This is a genomic window from Terrabacter sp. GCM10028922 (genome assembly GCF_042666095.1).
Classification (GTDB): Bacteria; Actinomycetota; Actinomycetes; order Actinomycetales; family Dermatophilaceae; genus Terrabacter.
This window is the reverse complement of the sequence record NZ_JBHTFG010000005.1, coordinates 63,411-84,981: the sequence shown is the minus strand read 5'-3', so window position 1 is coordinate 84,981 and position 21,571 is coordinate 63,411. Positions and strand designations below refer to the sequence as shown.

Genomic DNA, 21,571 nt, shown 5'->3' with positions numbered 1-21,571 from the left:
GACCGAACGCCGCGGCCTGCCGCGGCGTTCGTCATGTGAGGCGCGTTCGTCATGTGAGGCGGCAGGCAGCACGCTCAGGACAGCCACCGCCCCGCGCGTATGCCGTCCGGCCGCGCCCGCGCGGCCGCTCAGGCCCCCGCGGCCGCTCAGTCGGCGCGCGTGCCGGGTCCGCGCTCGCCGCCGGCCTGGTCGCCGGGCTCGTCGGGCTCGTCCACGGCGCCCCGGGTCTGCTGCGTCTCGGGCGCATCGCCGTCGGTAGCCGCGCCGTCGGGGTCGGTAGCGGCGCCGTCGGCGTCGGCGGGCGTGCCGGACAGGCTGGCCGCCGAGTCCTCACGGTCGCGGTAGGCCATCCGGCGCAGCCGGCTGTTCATGTTGCGCACGAGCAGCCACAGCGCGATCGCGAGGACGAAGAAGGCGATGAAGCCCCAGATGCCGGGTCCGATCGGGAGGTTGCCGCTGCCGCCCATCAGTCGTCCGCCTTGTCGTTCGCGCCGTCCTCGGAGTGCGTGTCGGAGCTGTCGCCCTGCGCGTGCCCGGCCTGCTCCTCCTCGGCGTCCTCGGGTTCGGGTTCGTCCGCGACGCGGCCGTCGTGCACGATCTGGAGGTCGCGTCGCGTCGCGAGCGCGTCGGCCTCTGCCGGCGAGCCCAGCCCGGCGAAGAGGTCGTCCTCACCGTCGGCCACCGGCACGAACGAGACCGCTGCCTCGAACTCCTCGACGCCCCAGACCCGCTGCTGGATCTCGAGCGGCACCTGGAACCAGAAGCCGTCGGGATCCACCTGCGTCGCGTGGGCCATGAGGGCACGGTCGCGCACCTCGAAGTACTCGCCGCAGGCGATCGTCGTCGTGGGCCGGCTCGAACGGCGCGGCTTCCAGTTGGCCAGCCACTCGGCATACGGACTCTCGAGCCCCTCAGCGAGCATCGCCTCGTGGATGGCCTCGAGGCGCGTGCGCGACCAGCCGCCGTTGTAGTAGATCTTGAGCGGCTGCCACGGCTCCCCGGCGTGCGGGTAGCGGCCGGGGTCTCCCGCGGCCTCGAAGGCCGCCATCGACACCACGTGGCACATGATGTGGTCGGGGTGCGGGTAGCCGCCCTTCTCGTCGTACGTCGTCATGACGTGGGGACGCCAGGCGCGGATGACACGCACGAGGGCCTCGGTCGTGACGTCGATGTCCTCGAGGCCGAAGCAGCCGTCGGGCAGCGGCGGCAAGGGGTCGCCCTCGGGCAGGCCGGAGTCGACGAAGCCCAGCCACGTGTGCTCGCAGCCGAGCACCTCCTGCGCCGCCTTCATCTCGTCCCGGCGGACCTGGGCGATGTCGCGCAGGATGTGCGGGTCGTCCTTGAGCTTCTCGTTGAGGATGTCGCCGCGCTCGCCGCCGGTGCACGAGACGACCATGACGGACGCGCCCTCGGCGACGTACTTCGCCGTCGTCGCGGCGCCCTTGCTCGACTCGTCGTCGGGGTGCGCGTGCACCGCCATCAACCGCATGCCCTCGGCCACGTCGCTCCCTGTTTCTCAGCAGTCGTCGGTGGGGACGGGCGCGGGCGGCTCGTGGCCTCCCGACGCCCGGGCCTGTGCTCGCTCCCGTGCTGCCATGGGAGACACTGGACCCGCCCGCCATCCTCTCACTCCCCCGGAGCCCTCGACGCCCGGGCCCGACTCGCCAGGACCCCGAATGCCGTCCCGCCCGATACTCCCCCGCCCCGCCCCCGGCCAGCTCAGGTGGTGGGTCATCGGCACGGTCGGCATCCTCGCCGGCGTGGCACTCGCGACCTGGTGGGGACTGTCGGCGACGCTCGGGCAGCCCAGCTGGCAGACCCTCGGCTACAAGGTGGTCAGCGACGGTGAGGTCCGGGTCGACTTCGAGGTGCACCGGCCCGGCGGGAGGGCCCTCACGTGCACCGTCGAGGCGCTCGCACGCGACTTCGCGCCGGTCGGCACGAGCCGGGTCGAGGTGCCGGCCGGCGTCGACGAGACGACGACCGAGTCGGTGACGCTGCGCACGACGTCGCGAGCGGTCACAGGCCAGGTCAAGACGTGCTCCTGAGCGGCCGTCGGACCACGTGAATAGCGCGTGAACTGCGCGAATGCCGTTCACTTTGTTATCCTTGTTGCTTCATCCAAGGGTCCGGACCCGTCGCCAACGGCATCTCGAGTCGGTGACAACACGGTCGGGACCTTTTCTGTTGTGTAGGCGCCCACGCGAGCACCGCGTGGGCGTTGGTCCATCCGAGGAGTGACAAGAGTGACCGAGACTGCCGCTGGCTTCCTGACCCAGGAGGCCTATGACCGCCTCAAGGCGGAGCTCGACCAGCTGACGGGCGAAGGTCGCATCGAGATCGCGCGCAAGATCGAGGAGGCCCGTGAGGAGGGCGACCTCAAGGAGAACGGCGGCTACCACGCCGCGCGCGAGGAGCAGGGCAAGATGGAGGCCCGCATCCGTCAGCTCTCCGAGCTGCTCCACAACGCGACGATCGGCGAGACGCCGGCCGACGACGGCGTCGTCGAGCCGGGCATGCTCGTGACGGTCGAGATCTTCGGTGACGAGGAGACCTTCCTGCTCGGCAACCGTGAGATCGCCGACGGCTCCGACCTGCAGGTCTTCTCCGAGAAGTCGGCCATGGGCGCCGCCATCAACGGCAAGAGCGTCGGCGACAGCACGAGCTACGAGGCCCCCAACGGCAAGACGATCGGCGTCAAGATCATCGCCGCGAAGCCCTACACGGGCTGAGCACCGCAGCCTGACACGAGACGGGCCGGCTCCCCACGGGGGACCGGCCCGTCTCGCATGCGCCCACTCCACCGTCGAGAGGCCACCATCCGCGCCCTCTCCACCGTCGAGAGGCCACCATCCGCGCGCTCAGGACCGCCGGCGTCGACGCGTCACGAACTGGGCCGGCGCGAAGAACTGCGGGCCTGCAGCCATGACGTCGAGCACGTGCGCATTGACGTCGAGATGCCCGGCCAGCTCTCGCAGCTTGAGTGCGCGCGGGCCGGGCTGGAACACCTCCTCCGAGACGAGCTCGACGTAGGTCCAGTCGCCACGTTCGATCCGCTCCTGGCGGATCTCGTCATGGACACGGTCACGCAACCTGGTGTGGAACTCGACGCCTTGGTACTCGGCCACGACCCGCTGCTTCCTCCAGACCAGGTCTTGGAAAGCCGCGGAAGGTGGCCACTCGACGGTCAGGGGGCGATCTGGGCGGCCACGGCGCGGGCGACGGCCGGCTGGTCGGCGGCGAGCAGGCCGGCCGCGAAGAGGAGGTATGCCGTGTCGACCGTCGCGCGCGCCGAGCGAGGCACCTTCCAGCCGCCCGCGTGGTCGGCGAGGACGGCCCCGAGGACGTGGTCGTGCCCGGCGGCATCGGTGTGGCGCAGCACTCCGCCGGACCCGACAAGGGCCGTGACGTTGGCGAGTGGACGGGGCGACTCCGTCGGCTGGGCCGGCCGGGCGTGCCGGCGTACCGCGACGAGGGCTGCGAGCCGCGCCAGCTCGAGGTCGAGCGCGCGCTCGGCGTCGTCGAGCGGGAGCGAGCCGGGGCGCTCGTGGACGCGGGCCGCATACGACGTCAGCGCGCGCGGGTCGGTCACGGAGTCGAGCAGATGCTCGGCCGCTGCTGCCTCCACGACGTGCTCGGCGTTCCACCGCATGCCGAGGTCTCCCTCGACGGTGCGCGCGTGCCACAGGGTCGCGACGACGTCCTTGCGCAGGCCGGCGTCCTCGCCCTCGGGCGTCAGGCACGAGTAGACGTCGGTCGTCGCACCGCCGATGTCGATCACGAGCACGTCACCGACGCCTGCCACCGACGCGAGAACCTCGACGCCGCGCAGGACGACGTCGGGCGTGGCTGCCTCCACCATGGCCGCGAACGCAGGGTCGCGCGAGAGTCCCTTGCCACCGATGACGTGGTGCAGGAACGCGTCACGGATGGCGGCGCGCGCCGACTCCGGCGCGATGACACCGATCTGTGGCAGGACGTTGTCGGCCGGGACCGTCGGGCGGTTCGTCGTGGCGAGGACGTCGGCGGCCTCGTCACGCGCGTGGACGTTGCCGGCGACGACGACGGGCACCGCATGCGACCCGTGCCCACCGATCGCGCCCTTTGCGAGCCGGGCAGCGTTGTGCAGCAGGACGTTGCTGTTGCCGCCGTCGGTGCCGCCGACGAGCAGGATGATGTCGGGCCGGGACGCGCGGATGCCGGCGACGTCGGCGGTCGTCAGCTCCCCGGCCGCGACGTGGACGACCTTCGCCCCCGCCGAGAGGCCGACCCGGTGGCCGGCCTGGGCCGTGACGGTGCGCTCGTAGCCGACGACCGCAAGGCGCAGCCCGCCGCCGGCGCTCGAGCAGGCCCGCACGTTGGTGCCGTCGGGCACGTCGAGCGCGGCACGCAGCGAGCGGTAGCCGTCCAGGATGTCGCCGCCGCCCTGCGTGCCGGTCGTCGGCGTTGAGCCGGTTGCCAGCACGGTGCCGTCGTCGGCGAGCAGGGCACCCTTCGTGAAGGTCGACCCGAAGTCGACCGCGAGGATCGTCATGCGAGGCGCGTGTCGCGTCAGCCGTGGATGTCGAGGGCCTCGCGCAGGTCGGCGATGAGGTCGTCGACGTCCTCGATGCCGACCGAGAGGCGGATGAGGTCCGAGGGCACCTCGAGCTCGGTGCCGGCGACGCTCGCGTGAGTCATGCGGCCCGGGTGCTCGATGAGCGACTCGACCCCGCCGAGCGACTCGCCCAGCGTCCACAGGCTCACCGCGGCGCAGGCCTTGACCGCAGCGTCCTCGCCCCGGCGCATCCGGAAGCTCACCATGCCGCCGAAGCGCGTCATCTGGCGCGCGGCGATGTCGTGGTTGGCGTGCCCGGGCAGGCCCGGGTAGAGGACCTGTGAGACGCCGTCATGGCTCTCGAGGAACTCGACGACCTTCTCGGCGTTGTCGCAGTGGCGTTCCATGCGGATGCCGAGGGTCTTGAGCCCGCGCAGCGTCAGCCACGAGTCGAACGGACCGGCGACGCCGCCGATGCTGTTCTGGTGGAAGGCGATCCGCTCCTCGGCGTCCTCGTAGCCGGGGACCCGGATCTCCTTAGCGGTGATGACCGCGCCACCCACGACGTCGCTGTGCCCACCGGCATACTTGGTCGTGGAGTGGGTCACGATGTCGGCGCCGAGCGCGAGTGGGCTCTGCAGGTAGGCCGTCGCGAAGGTGTTGTCGACGACGAGCACCGCACCGGCCTCGTGGGCGACCGCAGCGATGCCCTCGATGTCGGCGATGCCGAGCAGCGGGTTGGTCGGCGTCTCGACCCAGATCATCTTCGTGCGGCCCGGGACGACCGCGGCCCTCACCTCGTCGAGGTCACCCATGTGGGCGATCGAGTGCTCGATGCCCTGCGGCTTGGCGACCTTGTTGAAGTAGCGGTACGTGCCACCGTAGGCGTCGTTCGGGACGACGACGTGGTCGCCCGGGACGAGCAGGGCCCGGACCACGGTGTCCTGACCGGCGAGCCCCGATGCGAAGGCGAATCCGCGGCTGCCGCCCTCGAGCGCGGCGATGCACTCCTCGAGCGCGGTGCGGGTGGGGTTGGCCGACCGGCTGTACTCGTAGCCGTTGCGGAAGCCGCCGATGCCGTCCTGCTTGTACGTCGACACCTGGTAGATCGGGGGGACGACCGCACCCGTCAGCTCGTCGGCCTCCTGGCCGGCGTGGATGGCGCGGGTCGAGAAGCCGTGCTCGTCAGACATGCGCCCGAGCCTATGCCCTGCCCGATCGGGACCTGCGCCCGCCCGACAACGCTGTGGTCGGTCGAGCGAATCGAGGAGGCGCTGCAAGGAACCGCCGCGCACGCTCGGTGCGTGGCCGGGTCAGCTGGTCGTCAGGGGTGCGTCAGCTCTCCCAGGTGCTTCTGCCACTCGCGGCTGTAGCCGTCGACCGCATACCCGAGGCGGCGGTTGACGGCGAGCATGTGGTCGTTGGACGCGGCGTTCCACGTGCGGATGGCCCGGACCTCGGGAAGCTCGTCCATGAGCAGCTGCGCGTTGACCGCCTTGAGCCGCAGACCTAGCGCGTGGCCGCGGTGCTCCTCGAGCACGAGGGTGTCCTGCTGGTAGCCGAGGTCGGGCTCACCCGTCGACACCGCGACCGTGGTGAAGCCGACGAGACGCCCCGACGGCACGTGGCGGGCGACCGTCTCGACGACCCGTCGGCCCGAGGCGCGGGTCCGCGCAAGGCTCGCCCGCAGGCGCTCCGCGTCCCAGTCCTCCTCCTCGATGTCCAGCTCGTCGGTCGGGGCGTCAGTGCTCATCCGCTGCTGGAGGACGGCTCGGTCCTCGAGCCAGTCCTCAGGCATCTCGTCGACGTAGGACTCGAACGCGTAGTCCTCGGCGCCGGCCGCCTCGACCGCCGCACGAAGCGCCTCCCGGTCGGTCGGGAGCGGCTGCTCACTGCGCAGCACCGTCTGTGCGACGACGAACCCGCGTGCGGTGGCGAACGCCTCTGCCGTGTCAGCCTGCCCGTCGGCCCACTCGCTCTCGACGAGGAGGGTCGTCCGGTCATGCTCGGCAGCGATCCGCTCCCCCTCGGCCAGCAGGCGGCTCCCGACACCGCGCCCGCGCGCCGACGGCAGGACCGAGAGCCACAGCATCGCGCTGTGCTGGTTGTCGCGGAGCGGGAGGTGCACCTCGAGCGCGCCCACGAGGTCGTCGCCACGCCAGGCCCCGACGGCCACCCGCTTCTTGTCGGCGCTCCGCACGAAGCCCTGGATCTCCTCGAGGGTCCAGACACTCCCCCGGTCGCCGAAGAGGTCGCGCTGGACGGCCGCGTGGACGCCGATCCAGTCACGGGCCGCCGACTCCTGGTCCGGGTCGAGCAGGTCGACGGGGCGGACGTCGAGGGCATCGAGGGTGTCGAGGGCATCGCTCATGCGGGCAGTCTGACCGGCCCGCCGCGCCCGCCGCGAGCGATTTGTCGGGTCGGCGGCACACGGCATACGGGAGGGGCCGGCGACGTTACAGGGACGTAAGACGCTCTCGGCGCGAAGGATGTGACACTGGCATGGTGTTCGGTTTCGGTAGGAAGACCCAGATGCCCATGCGTGACGAGGCCCTCCCCGGCCGCGAGACCCGCCCGTATGCCGTGAACCCCACCCACGCCGTGTTCGGCACCCCGCTGGAGGGCCCGTGGCCGGGCGGCTCCGAGGTGCTCTACGTCGCGATGGGCTGCTTCTGGGGCGTCGAGCGGATCTTCTGGCGCCAGGACGGGGTCGTCTCGACCGCCGCCGGCTACATGGGCGGCTACACCCCCAACCCGACCTACGAGGAGACGTGCACCGGGATGACCGGCCACGCCGAGACCGTGCGCGTCGTCTACGACCCGACGAGGACGTCTCCTGAGCTGCTGCTCAAGGCGTTCTGGGAGAACCACGACCCGACGACGCCCAACCGGCAGGGCAACGACATCGGCACGGCCTACCGCTCTGCCATCTACTGGACCACCGAGGGCCAGCGACTGGCCGCAGAGGCCACGCGCGAGGCGTTCCAGAAGGTGCTCGACGACAACGGCCTGGGGCAGATCACGACGGAGATCCGCTCCGCCGACGACGCCGGCCCGTTCTACCTCGCCGAGGACTACCACCAGGGCTACCTGCACAAGAACCCCGGCGGCTACTGCAACCACGGGCCCAACGGGTTGACCTGCCCTGTCGGGATCGTGCGCCAGGACCAGCTCCCCGCGCAGCAGGAGATCGCTCCACCGGCCTGAGCCGCACCGAGCCACCCGCACGGCACCGAGCCACCCGCACAGCACCGAGCCACCCGCACGCGGGTGGCTCGGTGCCGTTGTCGTCGCTCAGGGCTGGCAGGCGACCTGCTCGAAGTGCCCGGGAGTCGTCGGGTATGCCGCGCCCGACCCGTGGGCGTTGATGTCGGCCGTGTAGACCATGGCAAGCTCGCGGAAGGCCGAGGTGCCCGGTGTGGTCACGTCCGACGCCTGCCGTCCGGCACCCGTCCCCCATGCGACCTGCTGGAGGAAGGTCTGCATGGCCGGGGAGATCTGACGCACGTCGTTGAAGCCGCCGTAGGCCGCGTTGCAGTGCGTGTAGAGGTTGTAGACCCCCACCCAGTCGACGAGCCGGTCGCCCGGGTTCGGGCCGTTGGCCGCGACGTCGCCCTGCATGACGTCACGGTCCCAGCCGCCGTAGATCCAGTCGGTGCCCTGGTGGTGACTGTTGTCGGCCGTGTCGGCGTTGTCGAGGCTGGTCAGCTCGAACCACAGGCACGGGTCGATGGTCACGGCGTTCTTGCCGTTGCCCGTCGTCTGCGGCCAGCTGCCCAGGGTGCAGCCCGATCCCGGCGTGTAGCTGCCGCGTGGACGCACGTCGAGCAGGTCCGACCCGGCGACGTCCTGCAGAGCCACCACCGGCTCGCCGGTGCCACCGAACAGGTGGTCGACGAAGCGGTCGTCGGCGCCTCGTGACGTCGGGTCGAACGCGCCGTTGGTGAGGCAGTCGGGCGTCGCACCGTCGAGCGTGGCGTCGCAGCCCTGGCCGCCCCAGAGGACGTCCTCGCCGTCGCCGCCATAGACCTCGTCGCCGCCACTGTCGCCGTTGGCGACGTCGTCGCCCCAGCCGCCGTGGATGTTGTCGGCGTCGGTCCCACCACGGATCAGGTCGCGACCGCCCTCGGTGAGGCCGGCGTGCGGCATGGCCGGGTCGGTCGAGGTCCCGATCCACTGGTCGCCGTCGACGTCGTGGAGCAGGTCGACGCGCCTGTCGTAGGCGCCACGGCGGAAGCCCGTGTAGGACTCGGCCGGCGGGCTCGTCAGCGACGTCGTGACCTGGGCCGGGGTGTCGGCTGCACTCAGCAGCTGGTTCACCACGCCACCGCGGTCGCCGACGATCGCGTCTCGTCCGGCGTCACCGTCGATGCGGTCGTCGCCGAGCTCGCCGTAGAGGTCGTCGTCGTCGGTGCCTCCGGAGATCCGGTCGTCGCCGTCCTGTCCCCAGATGCCGTCGTCGCCCGTGTCACCCCAGACCACGTCGCCGCCGAACGCGCCCGTCACCTCGCACGTGGCCTGCGCCGTGGTGCAGAACCGCGTGCTGGGCCCGGGCAGTGCCGGGTCGTGCGTACGCGACACGGTCGCGTCCTCGGGCACGGCACCGTCGGGGTAGCGGTCGGCATACACCTGCTCCGAGCGCGCGCCCGCCGCGCCGACGAGCGTCCTCAGGAGCGAGCCGTTGTCGCCGAGCACGACGTCGTCGCCGCCGTTGCCCTCGATGACGTCGGCGCCGTCGCGGTAGCCCGGTGTCGGCGTACCACCGATGACGTCGTCCTGGCCGGGGACCGAGCTCGTGCCGCGCAGCAGCGCGGTCGGGCTCGCCGAGCCCGGCCAGGCGGCACTCACGGGGGCCACGGTGGTCCCATGGGCCGAGGCCTCGCCGAACGGCAGGTCGCCGAACAGCACGTCGGCTCCGCCGTTGCCCTGGAGGTGGTCGGCCCCGGAGTCACCCGTGACCGCGTCGTTGCCGTCCTGGCCCTCGAGCACGTCAACACCGTCGCCGCCGGAGAGGCGGTCGAAGCCGTAGAGCTGTGCCGAGGGCGTCGTGAGCACGCCGGCGCCACGGTCCCAGGGCTCGATGACGCGCGGCGTCATCGCGATGCCCTGCGTGCTGCCGAGGCGCACCGTCACCGACGTCGGCGCCTGTCCCGAGACGGGACGCAGCACCTGGCCGTTGTCGCCGAGCACGACGTCGTCGCCGGGACCACCGAAGACGGCGTCGTCGGTGTCGGGCTGGCCGGCCGTCGTGGGGCCGGAGCCGCCCGACGGCGTGGAGCTGCCGCCGACGAGGTCGTCGTCACCGAGGTCACCCTCGACCCAGTCGACGTCGGGGCCGCCCTCGACGTAGTCGTCGCCTGCGTCGCCCTTGAGCCGGTCGGTGCCGCTCTGGCCGAGCACGACGTCCGCGCCCTCGCCGCCGAAGGCCTGGTCGGCCCCCGAGTTCGCGAGGACCGGAGTCGTGCCGAGGTCGAGCAGCTCGACGCGATGCGTCCGCGCGAAGCCGCGCATCCGCGTGACCGGGGTCGAGTCGGCCGCCGCCACGCCGGACGTGACGACCGCGTTGTCACCGACGACGAGGTCGGGCCCGGCGTCGCCGTGGAGGACGTCGCCGGCATCCGGGCGGCCGACACCGGTGGTGGCCTGCTGGAACGAGCCACCGACGACCTCGTCCTCGCCCGCGTCGCCGTGGACGATGTCCGAGCCGTTGTTGCCCTCGAGGTGGTCGGCCTCGCCGCCACCGTTGACCTGGTCGTCACCGAGGCCGCCGTATGCCGTGTCGTCGTCCGAGCCGCCGAAGACCTCGTCGCCGCGGCCGGCGTCCGGAGACGTGCCGGCGAGGTCGAACGGGATCGCCTGGGCGTCTGCGCCTGTCGACGGGTCGTCGACGGTGCCGTTGTCGCCGACGATGACGTCGCGTCCGGTGTCGCCGGAGAGGATGTCGCCGGCGCCGGCGGGACCGACGTCGTCTCGACCCGCCGCCCGGGTGCCGCCGTAGAGGACGTCGTCGCCGTCGCCGCCGCTCGCGCGGTCGGAGCCGTCGTTGCCCTCGATGACGTCGGTACCGTCCTGACCGTAGAGCTGGTCCTGGCCGGCGTTGCCGAAGACGAGGTCGGCGCCGGCCTCACCGTAGCCACGGTCCTGCCCGCTGCCGCCCCAGATGCCGTCGCCGGCGTCGCCGCCGAAGAGGACGTCGTCGCCCTGCTGGCCGCAGACGAGGTCGCCTGCGCCGGCGGCGAGGACGCGGTCGCTCGCGCCGCCGGCCGAGATGGTGTCGACACCCGCACCGCCGAGGACGAGGTCGTTGCCGTCGCCACCGGCCGCCGAGGTGCCCTCGGGCACCGCGTCGGACGCGACGGTGCCGGCGCGGCACGTCTCGTCGGCGCCGGAGCCGACCGTCGCGGCGTCGCGCAGGGCGTCGCCGAAGATGGTCGCCGGTCCGTCACCGCCGAGCACGTGGTCGTTGCCGCGGCCACCGACGAGCGTCTTGCTCGACGACGTCTCCCCGGCCGGGATCGCGAGGTGCGTCACGAAGCGGTACGCCCCGAAACCGACGCCCTCGATGACGTCCGGGCCGCGTGCGTTGCCGGCCTCGTCGAGCCCGCGGGCCCCCACGACGCTGGGCTCCGCGATGACGTAGTCGTCTCCCGGGCCGCCGAAGACGGAGTCGGTGCCGTAGCCGCCGACGAGGGCGTCCGGGCCGTCACCGCCGATGATGCGGGCGTGCTCACCGCCCTTCGAGTGGCTCGTCACGACGTCCTCGACCGAGCTGCCCCAGACCTCGTCGTTGCCTGAGCCGGTCTCGATGATGTTGGGGATCGACGGCTTGCCGGCCGGGGTCGTGAGCGTGTCGGCCGTGCCGTTGTCGTCGACACCGAAGGCGCCCTTCGCGGAGGCATAGATCTTGTCCGGACCCGTGCCGCCGGTGATCGAGTCGCTGCCGAGCTCACCGATCAGGATGTTGCCCTTGGAGCGGATCACCTGGCCCGCCGTGGCACCGGGACGGTCGGACGCGACGCCGATCTTGTCGTCGCCCGGACCGCCGTTGACCGAGTTGGCCCCGAGGCCGACGCTGATGACGTCGAGTCCGCCGCTGCCCTGGTCGCCCTCGGTCGGGTCGACGTCGAGCGCCGACCAGTCGATGACGTCGCCGAGCGACACCGAGGTGATCTTCGGGTCGGAGTTCTCGACGTCGACCGGGTTGAGCGCGGCCGTGACGGCCCGCGTCGTCTGCGGGAGTGCACCGTCACCTGAGACGAAGTCGTCGCCCTGGCCGGTCGTGATGGCGTCGTCGCCGGCGCCGCCCGCGACGCGGGCGACCTTGCCCGCGACGTCCGCGGTCACGATGCGGTCGGCGCCGCCGCCCGCGTCGACCCACGAGCTGCCGGTGCCCGTCTGGATCTGGTCGTCGCCGGAGGTGCCGAAGACGACTGCGTCCTTGTCGAAGACGGACAGGTCGCCCTGGCTCGTCGTCGACGACGGGTTCGCGTCCTTCTTGCCGTCGCCGACGAAGCTGACGATCAGCGGCGTCGAGGAGCCGCGGCCGTCGACGACGACGCGCGTCAGGTTCGGGTCGAGGTAGTCGCGACGCTCACCGAGCATCTGCACGGAGAACCCGTCGAAGTCGGGGTTCGTGCCTGCGTCGTCGCCCGCCTTCTGGGCGAAGCGCAGCGCGGACACCTTGACGACGTCTGCCTCGGTGTCGGCCGTGTTGCCCCACGGGTTGCCCCGCGCGGAGTTCGTGCCGAAGTGGCCGGCGAAGACGACGAGCGTGTCGCCGCTGGTGCCGCCGAGCCGTGGGGGTGGCGGCTCACAGTCCGGCTGCGCGGTGAAGTCGAGCAACGTGATGTCCGCGAGGTTGATCGAGAACGACACGCTGAACGGCGAGAAGCCGATCGTGACGTAGAGGCGCAGGAACAGACTGAGCCGTCCGGTCGTCGTGAACAGGCAGAGCGGGTTGTTGATCGCAGTCTGGAGGAACTCGCTGACGCGGAACTTGCCGTCGTTGTTCGGGTCGTTCCAGTGGAACCCGATGGTCAGGTGCAACCCACCCTCGATGCCGACCGTGATGATGACCGCCGTCACTGCGGCGCCGGCGGCGATCTCACCGTCGAGCTGCACGACCGGCACAGGCCGGCCCTCGGAGTCCGTCGTCTTGAAGTAGAGGCCGTCGAGGAGCTTGACGGCGTCGACGGGCGCACCCGCCTGGGCCGCTTCGACGGCATACCTGATGCCGGCGGTGTCGAGACCCGCCATGAAGCGCAGGGTCACCGACGCGGAGCCCGACAGGGTCACCATGACGGGTGGCGGCGCGTACACCGGGCCGAACGCCTGGCGCCACGTGAAGCCGAGCGTCAGCGGCCCGCTGTCGAACTCGACGAGCGAGACGTCGCTGCCCATGAGGAGGCTGAACACCGACGAGGGGTTGTCGAGGATCGGGAAGGTGAAGCCGGACTTGTTGGCGCTGCCCTCGTCACCGGTGGAGCCGAAGACCTTGCCCTTGCCACCCTTCGTGTTGAGGGAGCTCTTCACCTCGGACTCGCTCTTGGCGGTCTTCGAGCTGATCAGGGAGGTCGCCGTGCCGGGCTCGAGGCTGCTCGTCGGTGAGACGTCCGTGGTCAGGGCGTTCGCGCCGCTCACGGTGAAGCTGCCGATCGGGATGAGGCAGGTCGGGTCTCCCGGCCCACCGCCGCAGTCCGGAAGGTTGTTGATGAGTGTTGTGAGCGCGGCGATCTTGTCGACGAAGTCGAGCTTCGGTCCGCCGGCCAGGGTGTTGAAGGTCTTGGCGAGCGTGATGAGGCTGACGTCGCCACCACCGGCCATCCGGCTGAGGTCCGACAGCACCGGGATCGGCGCGTAGAGCGTGTCGATGACCGGCTGGAGCGGTCCGGTCACTGACTTGACCCTCTTCAGCACCGGGCCGAGCAGGTTCGAGAGGAACCCGCCCGCGTCGATGGCGACCTCCTTGAACTCGATCGTCGGGGCGCCGAGGTTCTTGAGGTCCTTGTTCGAGAACTCCCAGCCCATGACGAAGTTGGCCTGGACGCCCGGGAGCACCGAGTCGACCGAGGCCTTGACGATCCAGTCGGCCTTGATCTTCGCGGTCAGGGCGATGCCGAAGAGGGAGCCGGCGTCGCCGCCCGCGATGTCGGCGATCGTCAGCACGGAGTCAGCCGTCTCCGTCGCGTCCCGGGACTTCAGGTCGACGAGGAACGCTCCGGCGAAGAGCGGCGCGGTGCCGTTCTTCGTGACGTCGATGTCGAGGAAGGCCAGCTGGGCCTTCATCGTCGCGGGCATGTCGAAGCGCGCGCCGAGGCCGAACTCCGGCGCCGCCGCACCGTCCTTCCAGGTGTCGTGCGTGTAGATGACGAAGCCGTCGTCGGTGTTGATCCCGGCCTTGAGGTGCAGCTGGAGGCCGATGCCGTAGGTGATGGCGTCGTCCTCGCCCGCCTTGAGCGCGAGACCGGGGATGCCGATGTCGAGCGGCAGCTCCTCGCCGTCGCCGAGGCAGCCCGAGCCGGCCACGCAGCCGTCGTCGGCGTTGACCGTGCCGGCCTTGATGTCGAACGCGACGTTGACGCCGTTGATGCTCGTCGTCGGGCAGTCGATGAGCATCGGCTTGGTGTCGACGGGCGTGTAGGCCGTAGCCGTGGCGCTGCCGTCGTCGGTGTACGACTGGGCGCTGCCGGACGCCGCATCGACGACGGTCACGAGCTCGTACGCGCCGCCGTCCTTGCTGCGCAGCACCTTGTACTTCGTGGCTCCGTCCGTGGCCGTCCACGAGACCTTGATGGAGTTGCCGCTGCCGAGGGCGGTGAACGCCGTCGTCGTCTCCGCGCTGGGGGCCGAGGGCACGGTGTCGCCGTCGGTGCCGGAGCCACTGCCCTGGCTGGCGACGATCTCGTAGCGCCACTTCGTGGCCCCTCCAGCCGCCGGGGTGGCAACGAGCGTCGGGGCTCCGGTCGGTTCGAGCTTGGCCTTGCACTCGTAGTTGACCGTGAGACTGGTCTTCTCGAGCCCGGCTGCCGTGATGGCCTCGTCGAGCTTCGTGTTGACGTAGTCGCGCGCCTCCTTCGGGCTGGCCGGGACGGATCCGAGCTTGGCCTTGATCTCGGCGCGCAGGCGGCCGATGGAGTCGGCACCCTGCTGGAGGTCCTCGCCGACGAAGGGCAGCTTGCCGTCGAACGTCGCGAGGCGCATGGCCTGCTCGATCTTCTCGAGGTAACCGTCGAGGCCGGGGCCGATCTGGGTGAAGTCGGCGAACGCGTTGGCGAAGGCCGCCGACAGGTCGGGCAGCTCGAAGCGCTTCTTCGCGTCGTCCGGGGCGGGCAGGTTGCCGGTCAGGTCGACGAGGTCCGACGCGTCGGTGGAGTCCTCGAGGCGCAGGGCCACGGTGCCGAGCGAGGTCGTGGGGCCACCGGAGACGGTCGCGTAGAGCGGGACGACGCCGCAGACCATGAGCGGGGTGGTCAGGCCCTCGCCGCAGTCGACCGGTGTGTTCGACGCGTTGAAGTTCACGTCGAGGGCAGAGAGGAACGTCGAGAAGCTGACCGGGGTGTCGGCGGTCGCTGCGGCGTCCGAGAGGTCGAGGCTGAGGTTGGCCCGCAGCTTCGCCTGCTTCGCCGGGTCGCCGCCGGGGTCACCCGCGGAGACCGTCAGCGGCCCGATCGTGCCGGCGGCCCGTCCGGTGAACGCGGCGTCGGCCGCGATGCTCACCTTCGAGTCGGCCAGCACCTTGAGCGACGTGGCGTCGCCGGGACCGGTGCCCGGCGCGAGCGGGACGACGAGGCCGACGTCGACCCCGCCCTTGACGTGCACGGAGCCCTGGCCGGTCGCGGCCGCGGAGACGAGGGACTTGTCTCCACCGAGGTCGAGGCGCAGCGGGGCGTTCGTGCGGTAGTCGCGCTTCCAGTCGAGGTCGAGCACGACGCTCGGCGTGCCGCCGTCGTCGAGGTAGCTGAAGTCCAGCGCACCGGTGCCGAGGCGGTCGTCGAGGAACTCGACGAGGTCCTGCATGTTCTGCGGCGGGTGCGCCGACATCGCGTCGATGGCGTCGTCGAGCGGCGAACGGAAGGTGTATGCCGTGTCGTTGGCCGGCTTCGTGGGCCAGTTCTCGGTCAGGGTGACGGTGTCACCCGAGGCGGAGGCGACGACGGCCACCTGCGTGCCGACGACGATCGTGCGACCGACGAAGGACGCGTCGAACGTGCGGCCCACGTGCTGAAGGGTGTTCGCGCCGTAGTTGACGTCGCTGCCGACGCCCGAGGTGTCGCGGCGCATGAGGTCGCGCAGTGACGTGCCGGTGCCGGGGATCTCCTGGCTGTAGATGCCGGAGGCTCCGCCGGGCTGGGCCTCGGCGAGCTGGGCGGCCAGGGTCTGGAGCGTCTTGAGGACGATCGCGAAGAGCTCGGCCTGCGAGCCCGGCTTGATGTCGAGCGCGAAGATCCGGTCGAGCTTGCTGAGGTCGAGCTGCGGTCCGTCGGCGCCGGAGAGCTGGGTGAGGTCGTTCCACGTCGCGGAGACGCTCACGTCGGACCCGGCGGGCAGGAAGCCGTCGGCCTCGGGGATGGACACCGCGAGGGAGGCTGCCGCGCGGACGTTGACATCGACGTCGAGGAGGCCGCCTGCCTGGCTGGGGCCGGTCGGGGTCGCCGTGACCAGCTGCTCGAACAGCTGGCGCAGCCTGATGTCGTGCTGGGCGTCTCCCGCCTGCTTCAGGCCGACGGAGAGCATGTTGCCGGTGCCGGCCGCCGAGCAGTCGGCAGGCGCCGAGCTGTTGCAGACCTTGAGGTTGCCCTTGAGCCGCACCTGGAAGAAGCCTGCGTTGGCCGTGAAGTCGACGGCGGTCTCGATCGGGAAGTCGGCTGTGAGGAGCGGGCTGCCGGTGCGCACCATGATCCGGTCGGGCCCGAGCGGCAGCGAGGTGACGTTGGTCGAGAACGCCCCGGTCTTCTGGAGGAACGGGCACGCCTCGGTGTTGCCCTCGAAGCCGATGCAGGCATCACCGGTGCGGGCGTCCTGGAGGTCGAGGACGAGCGTGAGGTCTGCCGCGAACGACGGCTTGACCGTGGCGAAGGTCTGGGCGGCGTTCGCCTTCAGGATGCCGCGACGCGGTCCGTTCACGACGGGCTGGTCGGTCAGCTGGTCGCCGAAGGTCACCGCGCCGAGCTGCGCCTCCGGGCCGACGATGACGAACGGCGTGGTGTCAGAGGGCTTGCCGCCGATCCATGGCCCGGAGAGGGTCAGCGAGTTCTTGGTGTTCGACGTGATCTCACCTGCGGCGGTGCCGGCCATGACGCGCATGCCGGCCCACTGGTTCGCCGTCCACGGCTGGGTGCCGTCGTCGAGCGTCAGGCCGCTCGCGGCATACGTCGCCGACGGCCGGGAGGTGCGGGCCGCGCCGGCGTCCATGGAGACGCCGGACGACGGCGCCGTCTTGACCATCCGCATCCGGAAGACGAGCTTGCTCGTCGTCGCGTCCCACGAGAGGTTGTCGAGACCGATGCCCGCCGCCTTGAGCTTGGCGATGAGGTCCTGGAGCGACGTGAAGGTCGGGTTACCGACCGTCGTCGCGTCGAAGCCCGGGGGCGCCGGCTGGTCCGGATCGGGCTGCTGGACGACGTTGGCCTTGAGGAAGTCGACGAGGACCTGGTTGGCCTTGACCGCGTCGGCGACGGTGCCACGAAGGAAGGGAAGGTCGAGGTTGCCGGTCGTCGGGAGCGGACCCGCCCCGTCGGGGTCGAACTTGGCCTGCTGGATCCCGGTCAGGGCGGTGGCGACCTGGGCCAGGCCGTCCGCGAGGTCGCGCAGGCTCATGTTCTGGAACTTGCCGACGAGCGTCGCAAGGCTCGGAGCCGCGATGGACGGCGTGCCGGTCGAGATGTCGGGCCACGTGATCGTGATGTCGGCGGCGACGTTGCTCGGGAAGCTCACTCCGGCAAGGCCGCTCGTGTCAGCAGCGATGGACAGCGTGCCGTTGACCGACCCGGCCGTGCCTGGGTCGGAGATCGACCCGGTCGGGTCGAGCGCCGCGGTGACGAGCCCGGCGAGCGACCCGTCGGCGGCGAGCTCTCCGTCACCGGTGCCTGCGGCGTCGAAGGCGAGGACGCCGTCGTTGTTCGGGTCGTTGGCGCGCGCGAAGGCGTGCGCCTTGACCGTGAAGTCGGTGCTGCTCAGGGTGACGCCGAGAATGCCGACGGCGGCCTTCGCGGACGCCGAGAGCTGTGCCGTCACGTCGACGTCGAGGCGCGGGGCATGGGGTCCGTCGCTCGCGAGGTAGACCTTGTTGGTCGCCGGCCCGGTCCAGACGACCCAGAGCGACAGGGTGGCCTCGACGGTCGCGGTGACACCCTTCGGCGACGACAGCTCGACCTTGGGTGTGGACGAGCTCACGGCGAGGGCCTGCTGCGTGGCGGTGCGCGTCACGACGAGGTTGACGTGGACGCGCTTGCCGTCACCGAGGTCGTCGACGGCGATGTCGAGCGTGCCGTTGCGCCCGCCCGGCAGGGACACCGACTCCCCCGACGTCGCGAGGTCCGCCCACGTCGTCGTGCCCGCGAGCGCCCCGGCCACACCTTCCTCGACGAGGTCGTCCACACCGGCCAGCCCACCCGGGCTGGCCGACACGAACGGGAGCGGCTTGCCGAAGGAACCGATGCCGGCCAGGCCACGGGTCCACACGGCGAGGTTCTTCGTCCCTCCGCCGCCACCGAGGAGGGTCACCACCTGCTGCACCCCCGGATCGGGGTCGGCCGCGAAGGCGGGCGACGGCCCCGCAAGCGCTCCCACCAGGACAAGGAGGGCGGCCAGACCGGCTCCGAGGGCATGACGAATCGACTTGCGCACCATGGTTTCTCCCCACGTGGCACGCGCCCGTGCTCGTTCCCTGGCGAGCATCCAGCGCGCTACTGCTCGACAACGTAGTGACCATCACGTTGCTCGTCCGGCGAATCGGGAGAAAAGGCCGCGAAGAGGTGATATCGGGACGGGTGGGACTCGTGAGGCATCACCGCTGGTGCCCCGGCCCACTGACGATGGCAGGATGCCGCCATGGCCGCCAAGACCTTCCACATCACCCGCGAGACGACGATCTCCGCTCCGCCGGAGCGGATCCACGCCCTCATCGACGACTTCCACGAGTGGCAGGCATGGTCGCCGTGGGAGGGCCTCGACCCGGCCATGGATCGCACCTATGCGGGAGCGGACTCCGGCGTCGGGGCGGTCTACGCGTGGAAGGGCAACAGCAAGGCCGGCGAGGGCCGCATGGAGATCCTCGAGTCCGAGCCGTACCACGTCGGGGTCGACCTGCTCTTCGCGGCGCCGATGAAGGCACACAACCGGGTCGACTTCACGCTCACGCCGATCACCGACGGAACGCGCGTCGAGTGGGCCATGACGGGTCCGCAGAACCTCGTCATGCGCCTCATGAGCGCCTTCTGGTCGATGGAGAAGCTCGTCGGCCCCGACTTCGAGAAGGGGCTCGCCCAGCTCAAACGCACCGCCGAGTCCGCATGAGCGACATCGTCATCCGCCCCGCCACGACCGACGACCTCGTCGCGATCGTGGCGATGCTCGCCGACGACCCGCTCGGCGCCGCCCGGGAGGACCTCGACCACCCACAGACGTACGCCGCGGCCTTCGCCCGCGTGTCAGCCGACCCCGGTCAGCACCTCGTCGTCGCCGACCGCGACGGGCGCGCGGTGGGCACCCTGCAGCTCAGCGTCATCCCCGGCATCTCCCGCCGAGGCGCGACACGCACGATCATCGAAGGCGTACGCGTCGCGCGCGAGGAGCGCGGCAGCGGCCTCGGCACCGAGCTCATCACGTGGGCGGTCGACGAGTCCCGCCGCCTCGGAGCCACACTCGTCCAGCTGACGAGCGACGCGAGCCGCACCGACGCCCGACGCTTCTACGAGCGACTGGGGTTCGTCGCCTCGCACGTCGGCTTCAAGCTGCAGCTCGACTGAGGGGGCTCGCGGCCCGCAGCACCACCCCTCGACGGCGCCGTGGGCCGTCACCGGAACCGTCAGAAGATGCGGACCCGTTCGTCCTCGTCGAGCCACATCTCGTCGTCGGGCTTGACCGCGAACGCCTCGTGGAACTCCGTCACGTTGCGCACGGCGTTGCCGCGCACGTCCTGCGGCGAGTGCGGGTCGATGGCGAGCAGGCGGATCGCCTCTGCCTCACGGGTCTTGCCGCGCCACACCTGCGCCCAACCGATGAAGAAACGCTGCGGGCCGGTGAAGCCGTCGAGCTCCGGCATGCTGCCGCCCTCCGACGCGATGCGGTAGGCCGAGTAGCCGATCTGCAGCCCTCCGAGGTCGCCGATGTTCTCGCCGACGGTCAGGCCGCCGTTGACCTTGTGGGCGCCGTCGAGCCCTGCGGGCGTGTAGGTGCTGAACTGCTCGATGAGGCGCTGCGACAACGCGTCGAAGCGCTCGCGGTCGGCCTCGGTCCACCAGTCACGCAACGCCCCCGTCCCGTCGTACCGCGACCCCTGGTCGTCGAAGCCGTGGCCCAGCTCGTGCCCGATGACCGCTCCGATCCCGCCGTAGTTGACGGCGTCGTCAGCCTCGAGGTCGAAGAACGGCGGCTGGAGGATCGCCGCCGGGAAGACGATCTCGTTCATCGACGGCATGTAGTAGGCGTTGACGTGCTGCGGGAGCATGAACCACTCGGTGCGGTCGATCGGCCGGCCGGTCTTGGCGAGGTTGCGGTCGACCTCGAACGCCGTCGTGCGGCGGACGTTGCCGACGAGGTCGGTCGGGTCGATCTCGATCGAGGAGTAGTCGCGCCACACGTCCGGGTAGCCGATCTTCGGCGTGAACGCGTCGAGCTTCTCGACGGCCTGGGCGCGGGTCTCGGGCCCCATCCACTCGAGCGAGGAGAAGGAGCGCCGGAACGCCTCGACGAGGTTGGCGACGAGCTGCTCCATCCGCTCCTTCGCCGCGGGCGGGAACCAGCGTTCGGCATACAGCTGACCGACGGCCTCACCGACACCCGACTCGACGACGGCCACCCCGCGCTTCCAGCGCTCCTTGTTCTCCGGCTGGCCCGAGAGAGTGCGCCCGAAGAAGTCGAAGTCCTCGTCGACGAACGACTGAGGCAGCAACGGCGCGAACTCCGACAGCGCGTGCCACGTCAGCCACGACCTCCAGTCGCCGATGTCCGTCGACTCCAGCGCGGCACCGAGCGCCGTGACGAAGCTCGGCTGGCGGACGACGACCTTCGTGAATGCTCCGTCGGGGGCCTGGAGCCCGGACAGCCAGGCGTCCCAAGGGAACTGAGGAGCCAGAGCCTTGGCCTCGTCGAGGGTGTAGGCGTTGTACGTCTTGATCGCGTCACGGTTGGTGACCTTGTCCCAGTGCGACGCGGCGAGCACCGTCTCGAGAGCCATGATGCGCGTGGCCTTGTCGTCGGCGTCGGGGATGCCTGCGAGGCCGAGCAGCCGGCCGATGTGCGCGACGTAGGCGGTCCGAATGTCGGCGTACTTGTCCTCGCGGTAGTACGACTCGTCGGGCAGGCCCAGCCCGCCCTGCTCGAGGTAGACGACGTAGTCCTCCGGCGAGCGCTCGTCCGGTGCGACGAAGTGGCGCAGCGGCCCGTCGACCCCGTCACGCTCGAGGCGCCCGACCGCCGTGCCGAAGCGCTCGATGCCGTCGACCGCGGCGACCTGCGACAGCACGGCCTGCAGGGGCGCGAGCCCCAGCTCCTCGATGCGGTCGGTGTCCGTGAAGCTCGCGTAGAGGTCACCCACCTGCCGCTTCGGCGTGCCGGGGGAAACGTCCTCGGCCGCGGCCGCCTCCTCGATGAGGTCGCGCACGCGGGCCGTCGACTCCTCACGCAGGATGTCGAACGTGCCGAAACGGGCCCGGTCCCCCGGGATCTCCGTCGTGTCGAGCCACGTGCCGTTGACGAAACGGAACAGGTCGTCCTGCGGCCTCGTGGACCGGTCGAGGGCGTCGAGGTTGATGCCGGACTTCATGAGCACGTTCTCTCCCCACTGCGTGCGCCGGACCTCCCGGCGAGCGTGCT

13 protein-coding genes are annotated in these 21,571 nt (G+C 71.0%); 5 read left to right on the top strand and 8 right to left on the bottom strand.

The annotated features are described in order from the left end of the window. Positions 1-146: 146 nt before the first annotated feature. Entirely contained in the window at positions 147-467 is a 321-nt protein-coding gene (locus tag ACFQU3_RS04715; protein ID WP_385907244.1) for a hypothetical protein, read from the bottom strand. Then, positions 467-1,501, bottom strand: a complete 1,035-nt coding sequence (gene mca / locus ACFQU3_RS04710; protein ID WP_385907241.1) for a mycothiol conjugate amidase Mca — start codon at positions 1,499-1,501, stop codon at positions 467-469. The genes ACFQU3_RS04715 and mca overlap by 1 nt, the downstream gene beginning before the upstream one ends. 175 nt (positions 1,502-1,676) lie before the next feature. Between mca and ACFQU3_RS04705 the strand changes: the two genes are divergently transcribed. Continuing rightward, positions 1,677-2,048: a DUF4307 domain-containing protein gene (locus ACFQU3_RS04705; protein WP_385907238.1), complete on the top strand. Its 372-nt coding sequence runs from the start codon at positions 1,677-1,679 to the stop codon at positions 2,046-2,048. A gap of 198 nt (positions 2,049-2,246) precedes the next feature. Beyond that, on the top strand, positions 2,247-2,732 hold the full coding sequence (gene greA / locus ACFQU3_RS04700; protein WP_385907235.1) for a transcription elongation factor GreA: 486 nt from the start codon (positions 2,247-2,249) through the stop codon (positions 2,730-2,732). Between the two features lie 129 nt (positions 2,733-2,861). Here greA and ACFQU3_RS04695 read toward each other — a convergent pair whose 3' ends face one another. The 4 genes from ACFQU3_RS04695 to ACFQU3_RS04680 all read right to left on the bottom strand — a co-directional run bounded on the left by ACFQU3_RS04695 (position 2,862) and on the right by ACFQU3_RS04680 (position 6,908). Continuing rightward, positions 2,862-3,128, bottom strand: a complete 267-nt coding sequence (locus ACFQU3_RS04695) for a hypothetical protein (RefSeq protein WP_385907232.1) — start codon at positions 3,126-3,128, stop codon at positions 2,862-2,864. A 59-nt stretch (positions 3,129-3,187) separates the two neighbouring features. Next, entirely contained in the window at positions 3,188-4,534 is a 1,347-nt protein-coding gene (locus tag ACFQU3_RS04690; RefSeq protein ID WP_385907229.1) for a glutamate mutase L, read from the bottom strand. 17 nt (positions 4,535-4,551) lie between these two features. Then, positions 4,552-5,730: a cystathionine gamma-synthase gene (locus tag ACFQU3_RS04685; protein ID WP_385907226.1), complete on the bottom strand. Its 1,179-nt coding sequence runs from the start codon at positions 5,728-5,730 to the stop codon at positions 4,552-4,554. A 131-nt stretch (positions 5,731-5,861) separates the two neighbouring features. Continuing rightward, entirely contained in the window at positions 5,862-6,908 is a 1,047-nt protein-coding gene (locus tag ACFQU3_RS04680; RefSeq protein WP_385907223.1) for a GNAT family N-acetyltransferase, read from the bottom strand. 131 nt (positions 6,909-7,039) lie between these two features. Here ACFQU3_RS04680 and msrA point away from each other — a divergent pair, with 131 nt between their 5' ends. Next, a complete protein-coding gene (gene msrA / locus ACFQU3_RS04675) occupies positions 7,040-7,744 on the top strand; it encodes a peptide-methionine (S)-S-oxide reductase MsrA (RefSeq protein ID WP_385907220.1) in 705 nt (234 codons plus the stop codon). An 87-nt stretch (positions 7,745-7,831) separates the two neighbouring features. Here msrA and ACFQU3_RS04670 read toward each other — a convergent pair whose 3' ends face one another. Next, the gene (locus ACFQU3_RS04670; RefSeq protein WP_385907217.1) at positions 7,832-18,385 is read right to left on the bottom strand and encodes a calcium-binding protein; all 10,554 of its coding nucleotides are present in this window, start codon (positions 18,383-18,385) and stop codon (positions 7,832-7,834) included. A gap of 201 nt (positions 18,386-18,586) precedes the next feature. Here ACFQU3_RS04670 and ACFQU3_RS04665 point away from each other — a divergent pair, with 201 nt between their 5' ends. Next, positions 18,587-19,051, top strand: a complete 465-nt coding sequence (locus ACFQU3_RS04665; protein ID WP_385907214.1) for an SRPBCC family protein — start codon at positions 18,587-18,589, stop codon at positions 19,049-19,051. Then, on the top strand, positions 19,048-19,503 hold the full coding sequence (locus tag ACFQU3_RS04660; protein ID WP_385907211.1) for a GNAT family N-acetyltransferase: 456 nt from the start codon (positions 19,048-19,050) through the stop codon (positions 19,501-19,503). Before ACFQU3_RS04665 ends, ACFQU3_RS04660 begins: the two co-directional genes overlap by 4 nt. A gap of 59 nt (positions 19,504-19,562) precedes the next feature. On the opposite strand, the gene ACFQU3_RS04655 is transcribed toward ACFQU3_RS04660, so the two are convergent. Continuing rightward, positions 19,563-21,521: a M13 family metallopeptidase gene (locus ACFQU3_RS04655; protein ID WP_385907208.1), complete on the bottom strand. Its 1,959-nt coding sequence runs from the start codon at positions 21,519-21,521 to the stop codon at positions 19,563-19,565. Between the last annotated feature and the right edge of the window lie 50 nt (positions 21,522-21,571).

What these genes read in the sequence shown, in the direction of transcription:
- ACFQU3_RS04715 (WP_385907244.1), bottom strand. Translation starts at nt 467, where the DNA reads ATGGGCGGCAGCGGCAACCTCCCGATCGGACCCGGCATCTGGGGCTTC.
- ACFQU3_RS04705 (WP_385907238.1), top strand. Translation starts at nt 1,677, where the DNA reads ATGCCGTCCCGCCCGATACTCCCCCGCCCCGCCCCCGGCCAGCTCAGG.
- ACFQU3_RS04690 (WP_385907229.1), bottom strand. Translation starts at nt 4,534, where the DNA reads ATGACGATCCTCGCGGTCGACTTCGGGTCGACCTTCACGAAGGGTGCC.
- ACFQU3_RS04685 (WP_385907226.1), bottom strand. Translation starts at nt 5,730, where the DNA reads ATGTCTGACGAGCACGGCTTCTCGACCCGCGCCATCCACGCCGGCCAG.
- ACFQU3_RS04680 (WP_385907223.1), bottom strand. Translation starts at nt 6,908, where the DNA reads ATGAGCGATGCCCTCGACACCCTCGATGCCCTCGACGTCCGCCCCGTC.
- msrA (WP_385907220.1), top strand. Translation starts at nt 7,040, where the DNA reads ATGGTGTTCGGTTTCGGTAGGAAGACCCAGATGCCCATGCGTGACGAG.
- ACFQU3_RS04670 (WP_385907217.1), bottom strand. Translation starts at nt 18,385, where the DNA reads ATGGTGCGCAAGTCGATTCGTCATGCCCTCGGAGCCGGTCTGGCCGCC.
- ACFQU3_RS04665 (WP_385907214.1), top strand. Translation starts at nt 18,587, where the DNA reads ATGGCCGCCAAGACCTTCCACATCACCCGCGAGACGACGATCTCCGCT.
- ACFQU3_RS04660 (WP_385907211.1), top strand. Translation starts at nt 19,048, where the DNA reads ATGAGCGACATCGTCATCCGCCCCGCCACGACCGACGACCTCGTCGCG.
- ACFQU3_RS04655 (WP_385907208.1), bottom strand. Translation starts at nt 21,521, where the DNA reads ATGAAGTCCGGCATCAACCTCGACGCCCTCGACCGGTCCACGAGGCCG.